Annotated in this window: 17 protein-coding genes and 1 tRNA gene; 9 read left to right on the top strand and 9 right to left on the bottom strand. The window is 59.5% G+C overall.

Annotation, left to right across the window (positions count from 1 at the left end; genetic code table 11):
- The first annotated feature begins 8 nt into the window (after positions 1–8).
- A complete protein-coding gene (locus KJA79_RS04665; RefSeq protein ID WP_246507494.1) occupies positions 9–323 on the top strand; it encodes a helix-turn-helix domain-containing protein in 315 nt (104 codons plus the stop codon).
- Positions 310–1,431, top strand: a complete 1,122-nt coding sequence (locus KJA79_RS23125) for a tyrosine-type recombinase/integrase (RefSeq protein WP_213041366.1) — start codon at positions 310–312, stop codon at positions 1,429–1,431. The genes KJA79_RS04665 and KJA79_RS23125 overlap by 14 nt, the downstream gene beginning before the upstream one ends.
- Here KJA79_RS23125 and KJA79_RS04655 read toward each other — a convergent pair.
- Positions 1,388–1,462, bottom strand: a tRNA-Val gene (locus tag KJA79_RS04655). The genes KJA79_RS23125 and KJA79_RS04655 overlap by 44 nt on opposite strands.
- A gap of 204 nt (positions 1,463–1,666) precedes the next feature.
- Between KJA79_RS04655 and trmFO the strand changes: the two genes are divergently transcribed.
- From trmFO to KJA79_RS04625, 6 genes are read left to right on the top strand one after another with little or no spacing between them, the layout of a single operon-like run.
- Positions 1,667–2,983 carry a methylenetetrahydrofolate--tRNA-(uracil(54)-C(5))-methyltransferase (FADH(2)-oxidizing) TrmFO gene (gene trmFO, locus KJA79_RS04650; RefSeq protein WP_213040823.1) on the top strand — a complete coding sequence of 439 codons (1,317 nt, stop codon included), beginning with the start codon at positions 1,667–1,669 and terminating at the stop codon, positions 2,981–2,983.
- Entirely contained in the window at positions 2,956–3,912 is a 957-nt protein-coding gene (locus KJA79_RS04645; protein WP_213040822.1) for a tyrosine recombinase XerC, read from the top strand. Before trmFO ends, KJA79_RS04645 begins: the two co-directional genes overlap by 28 nt.
- Positions 3,909–4,445, top strand: a complete 537-nt coding sequence (hslV, locus tag KJA79_RS04640; RefSeq protein WP_213040821.1) for an ATP-dependent protease subunit HslV — start codon at positions 3,909–3,911, stop codon at positions 4,443–4,445. The genes KJA79_RS04645 and hslV overlap by 4 nt, the downstream gene beginning before the upstream one ends.
- A gap of 12 nt (positions 4,446–4,457) precedes the next feature.
- Entirely contained in the window at positions 4,458–5,861 is a 1,404-nt protein-coding gene (gene hslU / locus KJA79_RS04635; RefSeq protein ID WP_213040820.1) for an ATP-dependent protease ATPase subunit HslU, read from the top strand.
- A gap of 30 nt (positions 5,862–5,891) precedes the next feature.
- The gene (argB, locus tag KJA79_RS04630) at positions 5,892–6,788 is read left to right on the top strand and encodes an acetylglutamate kinase (protein WP_213040819.1); all 897 of its coding nucleotides are present in this window, start codon (positions 5,892–5,894) and stop codon (positions 6,786–6,788) included.
- Between the two features lie 51 nt (positions 6,789–6,839).
- Positions 6,840–7,538, top strand: coding sequence for a hypothetical protein (locus KJA79_RS04625; RefSeq protein WP_213040818.1), 699 nt, complete (start codon positions 6,840–6,842; stop codon positions 7,536–7,538).
- Between the two features lie 46 nt (positions 7,539–7,584).
- On the opposite strand, the gene KJA79_RS04620 is transcribed toward KJA79_RS04625, so the two are convergent.
- Positions 7,585–8,124 carry a gamma carbonic anhydrase family protein gene (locus KJA79_RS04620; RefSeq protein ID WP_213040817.1) on the bottom strand — a complete coding sequence of 180 codons (540 nt, stop codon included), beginning with the start codon at positions 8,122–8,124 and terminating at the stop codon, positions 7,585–7,587.
- An 83-nt stretch (positions 8,125–8,207) separates the two neighbouring features.
- On the opposite strand from KJA79_RS04620, the gene rimO reads away from it, so the two are divergent.
- Positions 8,208–9,662: a 30S ribosomal protein S12 methylthiotransferase RimO gene (gene rimO, locus KJA79_RS04615; protein WP_213040816.1), complete on the top strand. Its 1,455-nt coding sequence runs from the start codon at positions 8,208–8,210 to the stop codon at positions 9,660–9,662.
- 39 nt (positions 9,663–9,701) lie between these two features.
- Here the strand turns inward: rimO and KJA79_RS04610 are convergent, their stop codons facing one another.
- From KJA79_RS04610 to KJA79_RS04580, 7 genes are all read right to left on the bottom strand, one after another.
- Positions 9,702–11,180 (bottom strand): DegQ family serine endoprotease, encoded by a 1,479-nt coding sequence (locus KJA79_RS04610; protein WP_213040815.1) that lies wholly within the window; start codon positions 11,178–11,180, stop codon positions 9,702–9,704.
- Positions 11,181–11,300: 120 nt separating this feature from the next.
- Positions 11,301–12,704 (bottom strand): sensor histidine kinase, encoded by a 1,404-nt coding sequence (locus tag KJA79_RS04605; RefSeq protein ID WP_213040814.1) that lies wholly within the window; start codon positions 12,702–12,704, stop codon positions 11,301–11,303.
- Positions 12,704–13,375 carry a response regulator gene (locus KJA79_RS04600; protein ID WP_213040813.1) on the bottom strand — a complete coding sequence of 224 codons (672 nt, stop codon included), beginning with the start codon at positions 13,373–13,375 and terminating at the stop codon, positions 12,704–12,706. The genes KJA79_RS04605 and KJA79_RS04600 overlap by 1 nt, the downstream gene beginning before the upstream one ends.
- 69 nt (positions 13,376–13,444) lie before the next feature.
- Complete coding sequence (locus KJA79_RS04595; protein WP_213040812.1) at positions 13,445–14,587, bottom strand: M48 family metallopeptidase; 1,143 nt, start codon at positions 14,585–14,587, stop codon at positions 13,445–13,447.
- A 2-nt stretch (positions 14,588–14,589) separates the two neighbouring features.
- Positions 14,590–15,867: a YjgN family protein gene (locus KJA79_RS04590; RefSeq protein WP_213040811.1), complete on the bottom strand. Its 1,278-nt coding sequence runs from the start codon at positions 15,865–15,867 to the stop codon at positions 14,590–14,592.
- Between the two features lie 3 nt (positions 15,868–15,870).
- The gene (locus KJA79_RS04585; protein ID WP_213040810.1) at positions 15,871–17,184 is read right to left on the bottom strand and encodes an ankyrin repeat domain-containing protein; all 1,314 of its coding nucleotides are present in this window, start codon (positions 17,182–17,184) and stop codon (positions 15,871–15,873) included.
- A 176-nt stretch (positions 17,185–17,360) separates the two neighbouring features.
- On the bottom strand, positions 17,361–19,016 hold the full coding sequence (locus KJA79_RS04580) for an FAD-binding protein (protein WP_213040809.1): 1,656 nt from the start codon (positions 19,014–19,016) through the stop codon (positions 17,361–17,363).
- Between the last annotated feature and the right edge of the window lie 202 nt (positions 19,017–19,218).

Here is a 19,218-nt window from a genome sequence, read left to right as displayed (position 1 = left end):
ATCTGCATATGCTTACCGTCAAAGAACTCTCCGCTTGGCTCAACATCAAGCCGTCCACACTGTATCTCTGGGCCTCACAGAATAAGATTCCCTGTCGTCGTATTCATGGCCTCCTCAGATTTGAACCTGAGGCCATCCAGGCTTGGCTGAACGGCTTTGCTGCCACACCCACTCACAGGCCTCCTTGCGTGCCTCGCCACAAAGCTGGTGACGTAGACCACCTGATTGTGGAGGCTAAACGTGCCATCTATACTCCTCGCCACGGGGAAACCAGACCAACAGCGAGCCCTCTTGGAAAGGAGAACAACGATGGGGCTCGTTAAGCGAGGGAATATTTGGTGGATGAATATTGTGTTTCAAGGGAAACGAATTCGCCGGTCGACAGGGTCATCGAATCGAGCCTTGGCTGACGCCATCATGGCGAAGGTGAAGGTGCAATTAATCGAGGGACAGTATTTCGATCGAGCGGAGGAACAGTCTCGGACCTTCGCGGAATTGATGGATCGTTTTGAGCGAGAACATCTCGTGAAATTAGCCAGCCGACAAACTGGACAAGCCTTCCTGAAGCGTTTCCGGGCCTTCTTCGGAGATCGGACGCTTGGCGAGATTACCCCTAAGCTGATCGTGGAGTATAAAAGTCGACGGTATGCTGCCGGGGTGAAACCTGCCTCGATCAATCGGGAGCTGACCTGTCTCAGAAAGGCCTTCAGCCTGGCGAAGCGGGAGTGGGAATGGTGCCGAGACAATCCCGTCAGTCGCGTGTCTCTCGAAAAGGGCGTGACGAAACGAGACCGCTGGCTGATGGAGGATGAAGAGGCGCGATTGCTCGATGCCTGTCCGTCCTGGTTACGCGAGCTCGTGGTGTTCGCGCTGCATAGCGGGATGCGGTTGGGCGAGATCCTGTCACTGACCTGGAACGGCGTGGATCTGTTTCGGAAAACTGCGACCGTGTTTGAGTCCAAAAACGGGGAGCGGCGGACAGTGCCATTGAACCAGACGGTAATGGCGCTCCTGACGGAGAAGGCCAAGGTGCGGCATATCAAAACCGCGCTGGTCTTTCCCAGTCTCGCCGGGACACGGTTAGATCCCAACCATCTGCGACGGGCGTTGCGGCCTGCGATGGCCAAAGCGGGGATTGTGAACTGCCATTTCCATGATCTCCGCCACACCTTTGCAACGCGGCTGGTCCAGGCGGGAGTCGATCTCTACAAGGTGCAACGGCTCCTCGGGCACAAGTCGCCGCTGATGACGCAACGGTATGCGCATCATTACCCGGAAAGCCTGCGAGATGGAGTGGAGATTCTGGACCGACGGTCACACCGTGACACAAAAATGACCACAGTGTTGCGCGTGTCAGAGAGTGCTGTCGTGCAAGTGGTTGAAAAAATGGTGGGCGATACAGGTATCGAACCTGTGGCCTCTTCCGTGTGAAGGAAGCGCTCTCCCACTGAGCTAATCGCCCACACCGGCCGCAGTCTAGCATGGTCGGCCGAAAGGGAGCAACAAACCCGGGAGTAGCCTGTCCGAAAAGTTATGCGGTCAGGGACCTGTGTTGATGAGCAGCCGGTGTCGCTGGAGATTGTGAAATACCCCTCCGTTTCTTGACATCGAGAAAAGGCGATTCCTACAATGGGCCTCCTTCCATCTTTTCAAAGGTTTCCCATTCATGCGTGAAGACATCGTCATCATCGGCGGCGGTCTGGCCGGCTCGGAAGCGGCCTGGCAGGCGGCACATCGCGGGGCCAAGGTGACGCTCTACGAAATGCGTCCGAAGGAGATGACCAAGGCTCATAAAACGGGCGATTTGGCGGAGCTGGTCTGCTCGAATTCCCTCGGTTCCGTCGATCCGTTGAACGCTCCAGGCATTTTGAAGGCCGAGATGCGTCACCTGAACTCCCTGGTGATTCGTGCCGCCGAGGAGGCGCGCGTGCCGGCCGGTTCGGCATTGGCGGTGGATCGCGAGATCTTCGCGCGTGCCATCACGCAGGCGCTGGAAGGGCATCCCAATATTCGGATCATCCGCGAAGAGGTAACGGAAATCCCTGCAGATGCTGTCACAATCATTGCGACCGGCCCGTTAACCTCTGAAAAATTATCGAAGGCCATCGCCGAATTGACCCATGAGCGGCACCTCTATTTCTTTGACGCGATCTCGCCCATTATCGATGCTGAGTCCATCAATATGGACATCGTGTACCGGGCATCGCGGTATGGAAAAGGCGGCGCGGATTATCTGAATTGCCCGCTCGACGAAGCCGCATACAACGCCCTGTATGACGCGATGATGACGGCTGAAAAGGTGCAGCCAAAAGAGTTCGAGAAGGTTCCCTATTTCGAAAGCTGCATTCCCATCGAGGTCATGGCAGAACGGGGCCGACAGACCATGCAATTCGGGCCGCTCAAGCCGGTTGGGTTAGAAGATCCGAAAACCGGGAAGCGTCCCTATGCGGTCGTACAATTGCGAACCGAAAATGTCCACGGGACCTGCTACAACATGGTGGGATTCCAGACGAAACTCACCTATCCGGAACAGCGGCGGGTGTTTCGTCTCATTCCCGGACTGGAGCAGGCTGAGTTTCTGCGCCTGGGAAGCCTACACCGCAACACCTTCATCAACTCACCTCAATTGTTGAGGGAGACGCTCCAGCTCAAGAGCCGCGGTACCGTCTTTTTTGCCGGCCAATTAGTGGGAGTCGAAGGGTATACCGAGTCTGCGGCCATGGGTGGGCTTGCCGGCATCAACGTCGCCCGGGGGGTGGCCGGGCAACCTCTCGTGACTCCCCCGCCCACCAGTGCGCACGGGTGCCTGGTCGCGCATCTCACCAAGAGCGATCCGGCGCATTTTCAACCGATGAACACCAACTTCGGACTCTTCCCGCCCCTCTCCGCTAAGACGCGCGACAAGGATCAGAAGCGGCGTCTCATCCAGCAACGAGCCGTTGAGGATTTTGACGCATGGATCGCGCAGTCCGGGCTTTCCTAGACGTCCTGGTGGTGCAGGACGGCGCCTCTCCCCAGACCATTCGTGCGTATGAGTCCGACTTGGCTCAGTTTCAAGCTTTTGCCGGCGCGCGGGCACAATCTCGTGGGAGGGTGCCCCTCGAGTCGATTGATGCGGCGTTGATTCGTGAGTTTCTCGCCGCCCGGGATCGTCAGGGGGACAAGAAGACGTCGTTGGCGAGAAAATTAGCCTGTCTGCGGAGTTTCTTTCGTTACCAGGTAAAGGTCGGCCGGCTTCCGATCAGTCCCGCCGAGGATGTACGCGCGCCGAAGCTGCCCAAACCTCTTCCTCAGGTTCTGACGAAGGATGAGGCCGGAGCTCTGATGGAACTCCCCGAGGGGCCGCAAGGGGAGACCTTGCGGGATCGTGCCATCCTCGAAACCCTCTATTCGACGGGTGCGCGTGTCAGTGAGCTGGTCGGGATGAATTACGAAGATCTCTCGCGAAGTGAAGGCGTGGTGCGCGTTCGCGGCAAGGGCCGGAAGGAGCGTGTGATTCCCATCAGCCAGCTGGCGCTTGACGCCATTGATGCCTACCATGCGCAGGTCGGCGTAGCGCCCGGAGCCTCTGCCCGACGACCCTCTGATGCAGGTGCCGTGTTTCGTAATCACCGCGGGGGGCGGTTGACCACCAGAACGGTAGCCCGCATTGTGGGGAAATATTCCCGGCAGCTTGCCGGGGGAGCGATTCATCCGCACACTTTGCGACACTCCTTTGCCACGCATCTCCTGGATGAAGGCGCCGATCTCCGTGCCATTCAGGAAATGTTGGGACACGTGTCGCTCAGCACCACTCAGAGGTACACGCATCTTGCGACAGACCAGTTACTCGCGTTATACGATCGCACCCATCCTCGTGCCGTCAATCCGGGGGAGGCGAGTGTGGTGGCCAAGCAGAAGAGGACCCGATGAGGATTCGATCGACGACGGTGTTATGTGTCAGGCGGGGCAATCAGGTGACGATGGGGTGTGACGGGCAAGTCACGGTCGGGACGACGGTGATGAAACATAATGCCAGGAAAATGCGACGGATGCATAACGATGCGGTCTTGTCCGGATTTGCCGGTGCGACGGCGGATGCCTTTACCCTGTTCGAGAAATTTGAAGCCAAATTGGCTGAGTATCGGGGCAACCTCACCAGAGCCGCCGTTGAATTAGCCAAAGACTGGCGCACGGATCGAGTCTTGCGCCGCCTGGAGGCGCTGTTGGCCGTGGCGGATCGTGATCATTCCTTCATTATTTCCGGTACCGGCGATGTCGTTGAGCCGGAGGACGGCATTCTCGCGATTGGCTCGGGTGGGCCCTATGCACTGGCTGCTGCCCGCGCGTTGTTGGGACATTCTGAGCTGGCCGCCGAACAGATTGTCCGGGAATCGCTCTTGATTGCCGGGGGGATCGACATTTATACCAACCAGCAGATTGTGCTCGAATCGCTGTCACGTTAGGATCGGCCTGCCATGACGACCGAATCAACTGCTCGTCCACTCAATGTGAATAGCCTGACTCCCCGGCAGATTGTCGAGGCGCTGGACCGGTATGTGATCGGCCAGCAGGATGCCAAACGCATGGTGGCGATCGCCTTGCGGAACCGCTGGCGTCGGCAGCAATTGGCCCCGGAGTTGCGCGATGAGGTGATGCCCAAGAACATCATCATGATTGGTCCCACCGGCGTGGGGAAAACCGAAATCGCCCGGCGCCTGGCCAAGCTTGCGGAGGCGCCCTTCATCAAGGTGGAGGCGTCCAAGTTTACCGAAGTTGGTTATGTCGGCCGGGATGTGGAATCCATCATTCGTGACCTCACGGAATTGGCGATCAGTTTGGTGAAGACCAAACATTTAGAGGATGTACAAGAGAAAGCGTCGCGGCTCGGGGAAGAACGGCTGCTCGATTTGTTATTGCCCGGCGCACCGTCCCGCTCAGTCCCACCCGGATTCGATCATGGCGCGTCGCGTGCCGAGGCTGCAGAGCCCACCGAGTCGTCAGACGCCACGCGCTCGAAGCTGCGATTGCAATTGCGCGAGGGCAAACTGGATCAGCGATCCGTAGAAGTAGAGGTGAAGGAACGGGCATTGCCGCTCGGGGTCATCTCCAACGCGGGCGGGATGGAAGACCTCGAAGGGAACCTCCGTGACATGCTGGGCGGCATGTTCCAGGGAAAGAAAAAGAAGCGGGTGATGAAAGTGCCCGACGCCCTGAAGCATGTGACTCAGGAGGAAGCCCAGAAACTGATCGACATGGACGAGGTGGTGCGGGAAGCCATCACCAAAGTCGAGCAGACCGGCATCGTCTTTTTGGACGAGATCGATAAAATCGCCGGCCGTGAGCGCGCCTTGGGCCCGGATGTGTCCCGTGAGGGCGTACAACGCGACCTCTTGCCGATTGTGGAAGGATCGACCGTCAGCACGAAACACGGTGCCGTCCAGACTGACCATATCCTTTTCATCGCCGCCGGGGCCTTCCATGTGGCCAAACCATCGGATCTCATTCCCGAGCTTCAGGGTCGGTTTCCCATACGTGTCGAACTGGCGCCGCTCACCAAAGAAGACTTTGTCCGTATCCTGACCGAACCACGGGGAGCGTTAGTGCGCCAGTACCACGCGCTCATGGCGACGGAAGGGCTCAACGTCGAATTTACAGAGGACGGTTTGGCGGAAATCGCGGCGACAGCCGTACAGGTCAACGACCGCACCGAAAATATCGGGGCCCGTCGCCTGTTTACGATTATGGAGCGCCTCCTCGAACAGGTGTCGTTCGAAGGGTCCGACATGCAGGAGAAGCGCGTTGTGGTCGATGCCGTCTATGTACGCGAGCGCTTGCAGACTATTGTGAAGGATCAAGACCTGAGCCGCTACATTCTGTAGTCCGGCCGCGGGTGGAGCGAGGAGTGACGCATGAACAAACTGATTAAAAAGGCCGATGTGCTGATCGAGGCGCTGCCGTACATCCGTACCTTCAAGGGGAAGACCGTCGTCGTGAAGTACGGGGGTCATGCGATGACGGACCCTTCGCTCAAAGCGCGGTTTGCGCAAAACGTCGTCCTGCTCAAGTATGTCGGGCTGAATCCGGTCGTTGTGCATGGAGGTGGTCCGCAAATCGATCAGATGCTGGATCGGTTGGGCATGGAAGCCAAGTTCAAGCATGGAGTGCGGGTGACTGATGCCGCGACGATGGAAATTGTGGAGATGGTCTTGGCCGGTCGAATCAATATGGAAATTGTCGATCTGCTCAATCGGCACGGCGGGCAGGCGGTCGGACTGAGCGGCAAGGACGGGGGATTGATGTTGACCAAGCCGTTGACCGCAAAGGCTTGGGCAGAAAGCATCGAGAAGGACATGGATGTCGACGACAGCGACGCGGATTTCGGGTTTGTCGGAGATGTGAAGTCGATCGACCCCACCCTGCTCCTCAAACTACAGGAAGATCACTACATTCCCGTCATCGCCCCCATCGGGACGGATCGGGAGGGCAACACGTACAACATTAATGCCGATCTGGTCGCGGGCGCGATTGCGGCGGCGTTGCGGGCAGAAAAGTTGGTGATGCTGACCGATGTCAAAGGGATACGCGATGCCAATGGCCGCCATCTGTCGACGGTCTCCCGCAAGGACGTCCAGCGCATGGTCAAACGCGGGACCATCAGTGAGGGCATGTTGCCGAAGGTGCATGCCTGTTTGGATGCATTGGCCGGCGGCGTGGGGAAAGCGCATATCATCGACGGGCGGGTGCCGCACGCCATTTTGCTCGAAATCTTTACTCACAAAGGCATTGGAACCGAGATCGTTGCGTAGCCTCTGGCTGTGCGAGGCCCGGTTCATCATCGGTCGTTGATCGGAGTGTCCATGGCGCGGAAGAAGGTCACCATCAGCTCGTCAACCAGACGCGCCATCAGGGAGATATTTGCCCGCCTCGACTATGCGCGGTTGGGTCCGATTTACTGCGACGAAGGTGGTGACGAATTTTGGAAGGCGAAACGGGGGCTCTGCCAACGTCTTGGGACGCGAGTCGCCAATGCCCTCCTGTCCAGACTGACGCCGGGTGGTGCCAGTCTGTATGTGGGGGCGGGTGTGGCGGAACTTCCGGCGCTCGCCATGGAAACCATGGAGCTGGGACGGCGCGTCGCAGCCTGCAATCTGCGCCGACAGGAAGTACAGCTGCTGAATCGAGCCTGCGCGAAATACCCGATTCGGGTGCTTCATCAGGACGCCGGTTCGGTGAAAGGCCGGGTGGACCATCTCTGGTTGGTCAGCGTACTGAATGATCCCGAACGGTTTCCGGAACTGTCGGCCCTGTCATACGGGCAGGCGAATCCGGTCACATTCGATGCGCGCAAGTTCATCCCGCAACAGCGCACGGTGGCCATGCTGGTGAATCGGTGCCTCGCTCGGCTTACGGTGCCGGGATTAGTGACCACGACCGTGGAAGAGGCGGTCTGGGTGGCTGAGTGGTGTCACCGGCGAGGAATTCCCTACAGGATCGAACAGCAGACATTTGCGTCGCCTACGGTGGGGGACCCGCTTTGTTTCATGTGGATCGGGTAGCGGGTTGTGTGCTGTGAATAGGAGCCGGTGGTGTTGCGGACCCCCGCTAGACCCAAAATCCTGGGGGGGGCTTCTCCGGCCCCGAGAGGTATTGGCGGGAATAGCGGATATAGTTCTGCGCCGATTCTCGAATCCAGGCGAGTTCCTGCTCCGTGACAGGCCGTTTGACCTTGGCGGGTGATCCCAGGATCAGACTCTTGGGAGGCACGATGGTATTCTCTGTGACCAAGGCTCCGGCGCCGACGACTGAATCTTCTCCGATCACCGCCCCGTCCATGACGATGGCACCCATGCCGACCAGGACCCGGTTGTGAATGGTGCAGCCGTGCAGCACCACGTGATGGCCGATCGTGACGTCGTCGCCAATGATGAGGGGGTGGGTGTCGTGCGTCACGTGTAACATGCAGAGGTCCTGCACATTCGTCCGGTGCCCGATGCGGATGTAATTGACATCGCCTCGAATGACGGCGTGAAACCAGGCACTGCATTCTTCGCCCATGACGACGTCGCCGATGATGACGGCGGTGTCTTCGATAAAGCAGGAGGGGGGAACCGTCGGCGCGATGCCCTGAAAGGTTCGAATCATGAGGCAATCTAGGACAGCTTCGGCTGGAATAGCAAGAGGCCTCGTTTGACAGACTTTTCCGGCCTTTCGTAGACTCAGCGACTATGGCTTCATCATTGATTACTCCATCACGCACAAAACGCACGAAACCCACCATCGGTTTCGTGAATCTGGGTTGTTCCAAGAATCAGGTCGATTCCGAGGTCATGCTCGGCACGCTGGTGGCGGGCGGATTTCAACTGACCGGCGACGCACGTGCCGCCGAGGTGGTCATCATCAATACCTGTGGATTTATTGAGGAAGCCAAGCAGGAGTCGATCAACAGCATCATCGAGCACGGACGCCTCAAAAAGTCCGGGTCCTGTCGCGTATTGATTGCCGCCGGGTGTCTGGCGCAGCGGTACCAGGGCGAACTCCTGAAGGAACTCCCTGAACTTGATGGTGTGGTCGGAACGGGCGAGTTCGGTCGCATCGCCGAGATTTGTCGCAGCCTGCTGGCTCCCAAAGCCCGCCAACAACGTGTCTGGCTCGGCCAGCCACCCTACTTGTACGATGCCGAGACGCCACGTCTCCGTCTTGGGACCCCCCACAGCGCCTATCTCAAGATTGCCGAAGGCTGTAACCGCAACTGTGCGTTCTGCGCCATCCCGATCATGAGGGGCAAGCAGCGAAGCCGCCCGATCGACTCGATCGTGGCGGAGGCGAAGCGGTTGGGGCAGGAAGGCGTGAAGGAACTCAACCTGATCTCTCAGGATACGATCAACTACGGCGTTGACATTGGGTTGAAGCAAGGACTCACGGCGCTCCTGCGCGAATTGATCAAAGTCGATGACGTACGGTGGATCAGACCCTTCTATTTGTACCCACAGCAAGTCACTGATGAGCTATTGGACCTCTATGCCGAAGGCCCGCGCATCACGAAGTATCTCGACATGCCGTTGCAGCATATCAGCGATGGCATGTTGAAGCGTATGCATCGGCTGGGCGATCGCACACATGTCACCAAGCTGGTTGAACGCATCCGCACGAAGATTCCCGGCGTGTTCTTTCGCACGGCGTTTATCGTCGGGTTTCCCGGCGAGACGGACGCCATGTTTGAGGAACTGCGGCAATTCGTCCTGGACATGGAGTTTGATCGTGTTGCGGTGTTTCTCTATTCAGACGAGGAAGGGACGTCGGCGGTTGATCTCGATCACAAAGTCGAGCAGGCCGTGATGGAAGAGCGCCGCAACGAATTGCTGGCGCTGCAGGAGTCGATTTCAGAGTCCAAGAACCGGCAGTATCTCGGCCGTACGATCGACGTCCTGGTGGATGGAGTGTCGGAAGAATCAGACCGGCTGCTTGAGGCCAGGCATGAGGGGTTGGCGCCCGAGATCGACGGGGTGGTCTATTGCGAACGTGGAATCGCAATGCCGGGTGACTTTATTTCGGTGACGGTGACGGATGTAGCTGGGTACGATCTCATCGCGCAACCTGCCTCCGGGATGGCGGCGCGGGCAACCTCCAGCGCATCCCCGACCCTCCTGATGCCGAAGAAGAGCGGGACGGGCTACCGGTAGGATTGTGCCGACCGGCAGCCCGTCGCCGGGACCTGCCTGTTACACCTTGGCGCTGAGATACAGAGATGCTCCCCGTCTATTGATCAAGACCAGCACGGTTTGGCCCTTCTTCAGACGTGACGCCGCCTGATCGAACTCCTTGAGTGATGTGACCGCTTTGCGGTTGATCTCGCGGATCACGTCGCCAGGCATCAACCCCGCCCGTTCCGCATCGCTGTCCGGGTCGACCGCGGTGACCACGACTCCGTGGACCTTACCCTTCAGTCCGAGTTCTTGCGCAGTGTCCCGATCGAGTTCCTGCACCGCCAGTCCCGCCAGAGGCTGGTCCGATGGCCCGGGCTCCGCCTTGGCCACCTGCGGATTGTCAGGCAACTCGGCGATGGTGACGACCAGTTCCTTTTCTTGGCCATCCCGCATCACCTTCACGGTGGCGTTGCTGCCGACTGCGCTCCGGGTCACTGCGCGTTGAAGCGTGACGGCATCTTCGATCGGGGTGCCTTGAAATGAGAGGATCACATCACCCTGCCTCATGCCGGCTTTGTCCGCCGGTCCCTCTTCTTTCACATCGGTCACCACAGCTCCGTTACTGCCTGTGACCCCGAAGGACTTGGCGAGATCCTGGTTCAGGTCTTGGATGCCAATGCCGAGGTACCCGCGTACCACTTTGCCGGTCTTCACGAGGCTTTCATAGATGGGCTTGCTCATGCCCGTGGGCACGGCGAACCCCACGCCCTGATACCCTCCGGTTTGGGAGAAGATGGCCGTATTGATGCCGACGAGTTCACCTCTGGTATTCACAAGCGCGCCGCCGCTGTTCCCGGGATTGATGGCGGCATCGGTCTGGATAAAATCTTCATACTGCGTGATGCCCATGTGTCCGCGGCCCAAAGCACTCACGATCCCCAGGGTGACGGTAGAATTTAGGCCGAACGGATTTCCCACCGCCAGGACATACTCACCCACTTGTAGCCGACTGGAATCACCCCAAGGAATGGTCGGCAGTTGCGCCGCGTCAATTTTCACCACTGCCACATCACTCTTGGGATCAGTGCCGACGATCCGTCCTTTGAACTCACGTTTGTCCGGAAGGATCACGGTCACGGTTTTGGCCCCTGCGATCACATGGTTGTTGGTGAGCACATAGCCATCAGGGGACACGATGACTCCTGAGCCCTGCCCGCCACCGCGCCGCTCTTTCGGTTCCATCGGTGGTCCGAACCGCCGAGGACCGAACGGCGCTCCGAAGAAGTCATCCGGGCGTCCGCGGTGACGGCCCCCGTCGGACACTTCCTCGGCGCCGCTTGTCGTGATGTTGACGACTGCGGGGGTGACGGTTTTCGCCACATCGGTGAACCCGGCTGCGGGAAGCGCACCGGCGACTGCGACCGGACGTGGGTCGGTGCTCGGCGACGGATTCGAGGCGTGAGATGACGTGAGAGGGGTATAACTCCAGATCAAAGCCGCACCCAAACCGGCGACGCCGGCGAACAGACTCATGGACTGCGCGGGTCGTTTCATGGAACTCCTCCTCCTAAACGTTCGGTGATCGGCCTGCGCGAGAAACGGTCCCGCGCGTGAGATTCACTTGGAACGTAGCAACCGTGGATGAGAAACCAATTAAGGTGGGATTAAAAGTTCTTAAGCTGCTGGTGGCGCGAGGGGAAGTACGAGCGTAAAGGTGGAGCCTTTGCCCACCTCGCTCTGTACCTCGATGTGGCCGTGATGCGCCTCGGCAATCCAGGCGCAGATGGACAGACCGAGTCCGGTCCCTTTTTTCGTGTGGGCTCTCGCATCGTCGGTGCGGAAGAAACGGTCGAAGATTTGTTTGTGCGCCTCCGGGGGAATGCCGATTCCGTAGTCGCGCACGGAGAGGCGTGCCCAGTGGCCTTCCACCCGGAGATCAATTTCCACTTTGCCATGCGGGTAGGAATACTTCACGGCATTGTCGACGAGGTTGAGAATGAGCTCCCGCAACCGGAGTTCGTCACCACGCACGGTAGCCGGCTGAATCGTGCCCATGATGACGTCGATCGCTCGTTCCTGGCCCAGCAGGCAGGCCTGGCGTTGAATGTCTTCCACCAACGCCTCCAGGCGAACCGGCTCGCACTCGGTTTTCACCTGCCCCATATCCGCCCGTGAAAGGAACAGGAGTTCCTCCACAATGCGCGACATACGGTCGATTTCCTCCAGATTGCTTTCCAGTACGGCGATGTAATCTTCCACCGGGCGAGGCCGGCGCAACACCAACTCGCTTTCGCCCTTCATGACAGTGAGCGGGGTACGCAGTTCGTGGGAGGCATCGCTGCTGAATTGCCGGATTTGCGCGAAGGAGGTTTCCAGTCGCGCGATCATATTGTTGAAGGTGTCGGTCAGGCGCCCGATTTCGTCGGAGGATCGTTCGGAAGTGAGCCGTTGCGTCAGGTCCCCCGCGGCAATCCGTTGCGCCGCAACGGTAATGGAATCGACCGGCCGCAAGGCGCGCCCGGCTAGAAACCAGCCGCCCACCAGTGACACGACTAAGGCGATCGGGGCCATGACCAACAGGACCAGGAGGAACCGGCGGAGGGTTTCCTCGACTCCTTCCAGGGTCGTGCCGACCTGCACGATGTAAAGCAGAGACCCGCGATAAATGATCGGAACGGAGACCAGCCGGAGCGGGGGCTCGTTGGGATATCTCGCCGATTCGAACACGGTGCTGCCGGTAAACGCCGCCTCAAGCGCCGATCGGCTAAGAGGCACGTCGTGTTGACGGATGTTGGGTGACCGGATGGTGATCGTCCCGGTGGGACTGAAGATTTGAAAGAATTTGTCGATACGGGTCAACTCGGGGAACTGGCTCAACAGCGCGTCTTCATCGATCAACGGCAGGAATCCACGTTTCTCCAGCGAGCGCACGGCTGCCGATGCGGTTTCCTGCAACGACTCATCAACCTGATCGCGGAGGCTCCGGGCCGTGATGGTATACAGCACCACGGAGAAGGTCATCAAAATCAGGGCCAGGGCCGTTCCGTACCAGAGCGTGAGCCGGAGGCGAAGCGGCATCAGTCCACCTTGAGCATGTACCCACTCCCTCGGATGGTGTGAATCAACTTTCGAGCTCGTCCGCGATCGATCTTATTCCGCAAGTAATTCACATAGACGTCGATGACGTTGGTGAAGGTGTCGAAATCCTGATTCCAGACGTGATCGGAAATCATGGGACGAGTCAGGACTCTCCCCGCATGCCGCATGAAATATTCCAGCAGCGCGTATTCCTTGACCGTGAGGTCGATGCGTTGTCCGCCGCGCGTCACTTCACGAGTGGCAGGGTTGAGGATGAGGTCATCGACCTGAAGGGTGCCTGAGGATTCTGCTGTGCCACGCCGCAGGAGCGCCCGTACTCGGGCGAGCAGCTCATCAATGGCGAAGGGTTTGGTCAGGTAGTCATCTGCGCCCGCGTCGAGGCCCTTGACTCGCTGATCCACCTTTGACTGTGCGGTCAGAATCAACACCGGCGTTTGAATCTTTTCTTTGCGCAGGCGGGTGAGCACCTCCATGCCGGGAAGGCTCGGCAGCATGAGGTCGATCATGATGAGGTCGTAGCTGCCGGTGAGGGCTAGGTCGAGCCCCTGCGCGCCGTCTTCGCAGAGGTCGACGGCATAACTCTCTTCTTCAAGGGCTCGTTTGATAAACGAGCCCACTTTGGTTTCGTCTTCAATGACGAGGACGCGCATACGAGAGGCCCATACAGTTGGCGGATTATAGCAGAGGTGATCGGTTCTGTGAGCAGGGGAAACATCACGTCAGGGGAGATCGAGAGAGAAGGGGACTGAGCGGCCTGGGTCGCGTAGCCGGCAGAGCGAGCGGATGTCTGTCCAATCTTCTCCCGGAAGCAGCTGTTGTGGATCGAGTGGTGTGGGGCCTGCCAGCGCGACAAGGGTGGCGAGCCGTTCGTTCATGTCCGGGTGAGTGGAGAGAAATTCCGGCGGGGCCTGATGGTTCTGCTCGCTTTGTTGCATGCTGCTGTAGATTGCCACCATGGCGGCCGGATCCAGATGGGCGGCTTGTAGCATGTGCAACCCTTCGATGTCGGCTTCCCGTTCATGAGCGCGACTATAGTGCAGGGCTCCCATCGCACGTGCGCCCTCGATGCCCCAGGCCAATCCTCCCGACAAGTCTCCCGAGATGGCCGTCAGGAGCAGCGAACCGGCGGTCTGTTCGAGGATCGTTTTGGTGGTGTGACGTTGATAGATATGTTGGAGTTCATGCGCCAGGACCCCGGCGAGTTCTTCCGGGCTGTTGGTTCGTTCCAGGAGACCACGGAGCAGGATGACCTGTCCGCCTGGCGCGGCAAACGCATTCACCGTCGGGTTGTCGACGACGGTCAGGGTGATCCGGTAGGGGGCTACCGGACGCGTGGCCGCGAGCGTCTGCGCAATGTGATCCAACTTTTGTAGCCGTTTAGGGTCGCGACATTGCTGATTGTTTGGCGCCAGTCGGTCGACGACCTGACGGCCCAATGATTCTTCCCAGCTGACAGGGACATAGGGCGCGGCAACGGAGGCAATTCCGGGAATGCCCCACCGGTATAAGCCGATGAGCATGAACACCACACTCAGTGCGGCGCCCAGGGTCCAGCGGAGGCGTGCATGCCGCCAAGCTGGGTCATGAAGATGACGCGCGATGCCGGGTGCGGCCGCATGGATCTCGGTCAAGATTGCAGGTGTAGCGACGACGAGCGCTTCGCAGGGATCCGGCCCGAATTCCAACCGGACCGGTTCGCCGCGGTAGGCGCCCTGGGTCTGGCGGATCTGATCATAGGGCCACTGCCGGCTGCTGCCATCCGCCATCACGATCAGTAGGGTGCTCGGAGTCACGGTGAGGGTCACCGGGTGCCGCGTCGCGGTACGGCCATCCAGATAGTGGGCGGGTCGAGCGGTCGGCATACCTATGCATCCATGTCGAAGCCGGTGTCGAGAAGGTGAGAAAAGCCTTCTCCGGTCACCGAGGACTCGGCCTGGTCTTGCAGCACGCGGTCGAGATCCACGGGGCCTTGCAACGACAGGGCTCCGATGTAGAAGCGGGCGTTGCGAACGGTGACCCAGGGCCAGGCCCACCCCATCGTGACCAGAAGGAGGCCGATATTGCCCAAATACAGGGTGAGCAGTTTCTGCCAGGTGATGTTCGATGAGAAGCGGGCTTCCCCGAAGGTGGTGTGATCCCAAAAATACTTCTGCTTCTGCCCCAATAGCCAGATCCACAGGGGGCCCAGCACGAAGGGAATCAACAGCAGCGTCAGTCCCGCATTGGTCAACTGGAACGCTAGGGCGAGTCCGCAAAGACCCAGGACGACATACGTGGAAAGTAGGGTGAGGGCAAAGGGAAGCATAATGCCCGAGCCGTGTCCGGTGAACCCAAAGCGATGATTGCCGAAATAGGTCTGCGCGTGGAGAAACGCCTGGCGCTGGGTTTGGAAATACGGATAGTAGGTCCCCAATGTGAGGAACGTGAACGCCCAGCCTCGAACATAGAGCTTCAGGAAATCTGTGGTGCGCCCTCGAAACGAGAATCGGATGCCTCGCCACGAGGTGCGCGTACAGCGATAGCGGCGCGCGTTGACCGTGGCGATCGGAACATAGAGGAACAGGACAAGGCCGGCCAGTGCCTGCGACAGCAGATCGATCCATCGTGGAAGGTCAAGAAAGCTGTGCATGGCTATCAATGAAACATAGGGAAGACCGAACACCAGCATGGCCTTGAGGAAACCTTGGTAGAGTTCCTTGCCGGTACCGTGGTAGGCGAAGCGATCGCTTCCAAACGCCGTATGACTGAACAGGTAGCGGCGGATCTTTGCCTTTCCCCAAAAATGATAGACCCCAAGAGTGATGAGCGTCAGGCAGAGGTTCACGATCTGCATGCCGAGCAGGGTGCCGCCTGACCCACGAAAGGTGCCGTGCATAGTTGAAGGTTGCTGCTGGTCCTGGTCGGAGTGATCCGGTGCGGGCGGAGTCGTGGTCTCAATGAGTACGTGAAGTGCCTGCTGTTCGGCATCGATGGGCAGCGCTGGGGTCACGACGGCGAAACGGGCCCCGCAGTCCCGGCAGGTGCTGCGAGAGGCATTCGTCAATCGGTGTGCGTCGCGGATTCGATACTGGGCAAGGCAGCGGCGGCAGGTGATGCCAATGGTGGCACGATTGGTCTCGTCGTGTGCGGCGGTGGTGGTCATGCGTCAACAGGCTGCCACATGTCCCAACGCGCAGGCTCGTTGCAGGCCCTCCAGAAAGCCGGCGCTGTCGCCTTGAGCCCGTTTGACGATCGCTCGTTCAAAATGTGCCCGCCCATGTTGTGGTTGTTGCGCGAGGAATTGATCCCACAGTGCGAGGGCCAGCCTCCACTGTTTGCGTGCCGTATAGACAGAGGTCGCTGCGCTGTAGGCCTCAAAGTAGGTGGGGTTGAGACGGATGGCGGCGTGAAAGGCGATCAGGGCTTCGTCGGGTTCGTTCTTTTGGAGCAGGGCGGTTCCGCGGCCGTAGTAGGCCTCATAGTCGTCTGGATCGAGATTCAAGGCTTCTGCAAAGGCAAAGAGTGCTCTGTCGGCATGCCCTTGTTTCTGATGTGCGATGCCTTGGGCACGATGAGCTTTTGCCTGGGAGAATTCTCGTCCACCGTGCGCGCGCAACAGGTCGATCAACTCCTGGTCTTCTTCGTGTTGCGCGATCTCAAGCGCCGTTTCGCCATGGGTCTTCCGATTGACGGAGATCCCGTGCTCAAGGAGGGTTTGTGTGGCGGCCAGATGGCCGCTTCTGACGGCCCGGTGCAGGGCCGAATCACCGAGGGTGGAGATGGCGCGGTGGTCTGCGCCATGGCGTAGCAAGGCGGCGATGGTGTCGGCATGGCCTTCTTCCGCTGCCGCCAGTAGCGGAGTGTAACCAAGTTTCCCGCGCGCATTGGGATTGGCGCCGCGATTCAGGAGTAGGGTGACGACCGCCGTCTGCCCCCGCTTTGCCGCTTCATACAGCGCAGTACGACGATTGCCATTGGGTTGGTCGATGGAGGCTCCATTGTCGAGAAGGGAGGCGGCGAGAGGAAGATCTCCTCGCGCTGCGGCGAGATGCAGCGGTGTCCACCCATTGGCTTTCACAATCAAGGGCGACAGGAGGAGCGCATCGACATCGTACGGATCGTGAATGGTGGTGATTTGGCCGAACATCCAGAACCCCAGTGTTGAGAGCAGGACGTAATTCAACAGGCAAGCGAGGGTTGCCACCGCAAGGCCTGCGATTCGACACGACAGATCACTCGAAGGCGGAGCGGTCGATCCCTGTTGATCGATGAGTGCTACATCGGTTTCTTGCGTCCGCTGGTTGAGGAGCAGAAGATTTTCGCGACAGGATGGGCAGGCGACCTGATGGAGGAGACGCCCGGGGGACGGAGCACATGACGTGACTGCCTGACAGAATGGGCAGGTGACGGTCTGTGCCGGGGCAAGGGGTGCGGACAGAGCGGGTGTCTGGGGTGCCGTGCCTGGGAGAACGGGAGCCATGGTGCCTTACCACCCTTCACCCGGGCGTACGCTGGACGGTCCGGTCAGTGAAACGATCGGTGATCACTCAAAAGGATAGCGCAAAACGCGAGGAGCGCAACCGGATGGAGCGCTACCCCTGGCAGCCCGTAGGATCTTGTTCGCCGGGCGCGGGGGCGGATGACAGGACTGAGGGCCTAGGCAGGGGGAAAGCGGGTAATGGTAACGGGGGTATAGGTCAGGTGCGGGCCGTCGGTGTGCCGGTGGCTGATGGTGTGGCGAAGCCAGGCGTTGTCGTTTCGTGTCGGGAAATCGGCTCGATAGTGGGCTCCCCGGCTCTCTTCCCGTCCCAAGGCGCCGACGACGATGGTCTCCGCAATGTCCAGAAGGCACTGCAGCTCCAGCGCCTGAATCAGGTCGGTATTGAAGATCTGGCCTCTGTCCTGCACACACATGTGTCGGGCACGCAGCTGTAACGCCTGGATAGCGGCTCGAGCCTCCTGCATGGACTGCTTGGTGCGGAAGATGCCCAGATTGAGACTCATGGTTTTCCCGAGATCGTCCCGAATGTGCCAGGCCCGCTCCGGACCGGGATTGCCGAACAGGGCCTTCACGCGTTGTGTTTCACCCTGCAGGTGTGTGTCGGGGATGGGCGGAAGGCGACAGTCGCGGATGGATTCCGCCGCTCTGGTGCCGGCCCGACGTCCGAAGACGATCGTTTCCAGGAGTGAATTGCCGCCCAGCCGGTTGGCTCCGTGCACACTCACGCAGGCGCATTCACCTGCGGCGAAGAGTCCGGGAAGGTCGGTTTCCCCCCAGGCGTTGGCCTTCACGCCGCCCATCTGGTAGTGGGCACCGGGGCGGATCGGGATGGGCGTTTCGATCGGATCGAGCCCCGCAAACTCCATGGCCAATTCCCTGATCTGGGGCAGCCGTTCCAGAATCTTGGTGCGCCCCAGGTGCCGCAGGTCGAGTAACACGCAGCCGTCGACGCCCCGCCCTTCTTGGATTTCCTGCCCGATGGCCAGCGATACGGTCGAGCGGGTGGCCAGTTCCATTTGTTCCGGCGCATACCGCTTCATAAACCGCTCTCCGAGCGTATTGAGTAGATAGCCGCCTTCCCCGCGCGCCCCTTCCGTAATCAGAATACCGGTGTCTTTTAATGTGGTCGGGTGAAACTGGACGAATTCCATGTCCTCCAGCGGTACGCCAGCCCGGTAGGCCAGGGCCATGCCATCACCGGTATTGATGACGGCGTTGGTGCTGGTGGAGAACACGCGACCGCTCCCCCCGGTGGCAAGAATCACAGCTTTGGCCTGCAACACTTGCAACCCGCCACGGACGACGTCCCAAGCAACGACCCCACAGCAACGTCCTTCCTCAACGAGCAAGGCCGTGACATACCATTCTTCGTAGACCTTGCACCGGCGCTTCATCAGCTGTTCGTACATGGCGTGCAAGAGGGCATGTCCGGTGCGGTCGGCGGCGTAACAGGTTCGCGGGTACCCGGCTCCGCCGAACGGTCGCTGCGCGATCCGTCCATCCGGTGTGCGACTGAAGATGACTCCCATGCGCTCCAGTTCGAGAATGTCTTGCGGGGCTTCCTTGCACATGGCTTCGATGGCATCTTGGTCGCCGAGATAGAGGCCGCCTTTGGCCGTGTCATAGGCATGTGCCTCCCACGAGTCGTCTGTCCCGATGGCGGCGTTGATCCCGCCTTGTGCGGCGACCGAATGGCTGCGGACCGGGTGAACCTTGGAGAGGAGTGCGACATTAACGTCAGGCGGGACTGCAATCGCCGCGCGCATGCCGGCGAGCCCTGCTCCGACAATGAGGATGTCATGTGTAATCATGGGTCGTCCTGTGTCGGCGACAGGTCGATAGTCGACTGCATCCTGCGCCGGGATTCGCTGTCACTATTACGCTATGAAATTTGGGAAAACAAGCGACGAGAGTCGCGTGCCGAATGCTTGGAAAAATCCGTGCTGCATGATAGGGTACCCGTTGCTGCGTCGAATGGACGAGTGCGTCAACTTCTAGCAGGATTTCACCCCC

The sequence above is a fragment of the Nitrospira defluvii genome (genome assembly GCF_905220995.1).
GTDB classification, from domain to species: domain Bacteria; phylum Nitrospirota; class Nitrospiria; order Nitrospirales; family Nitrospiraceae; genus Nitrospira_A; species Nitrospira_A defluvii_C.
Note: the sequence above shows the minus strand (reverse complement) of the source record. Positions and strands in the feature narration are given on the sequence as shown.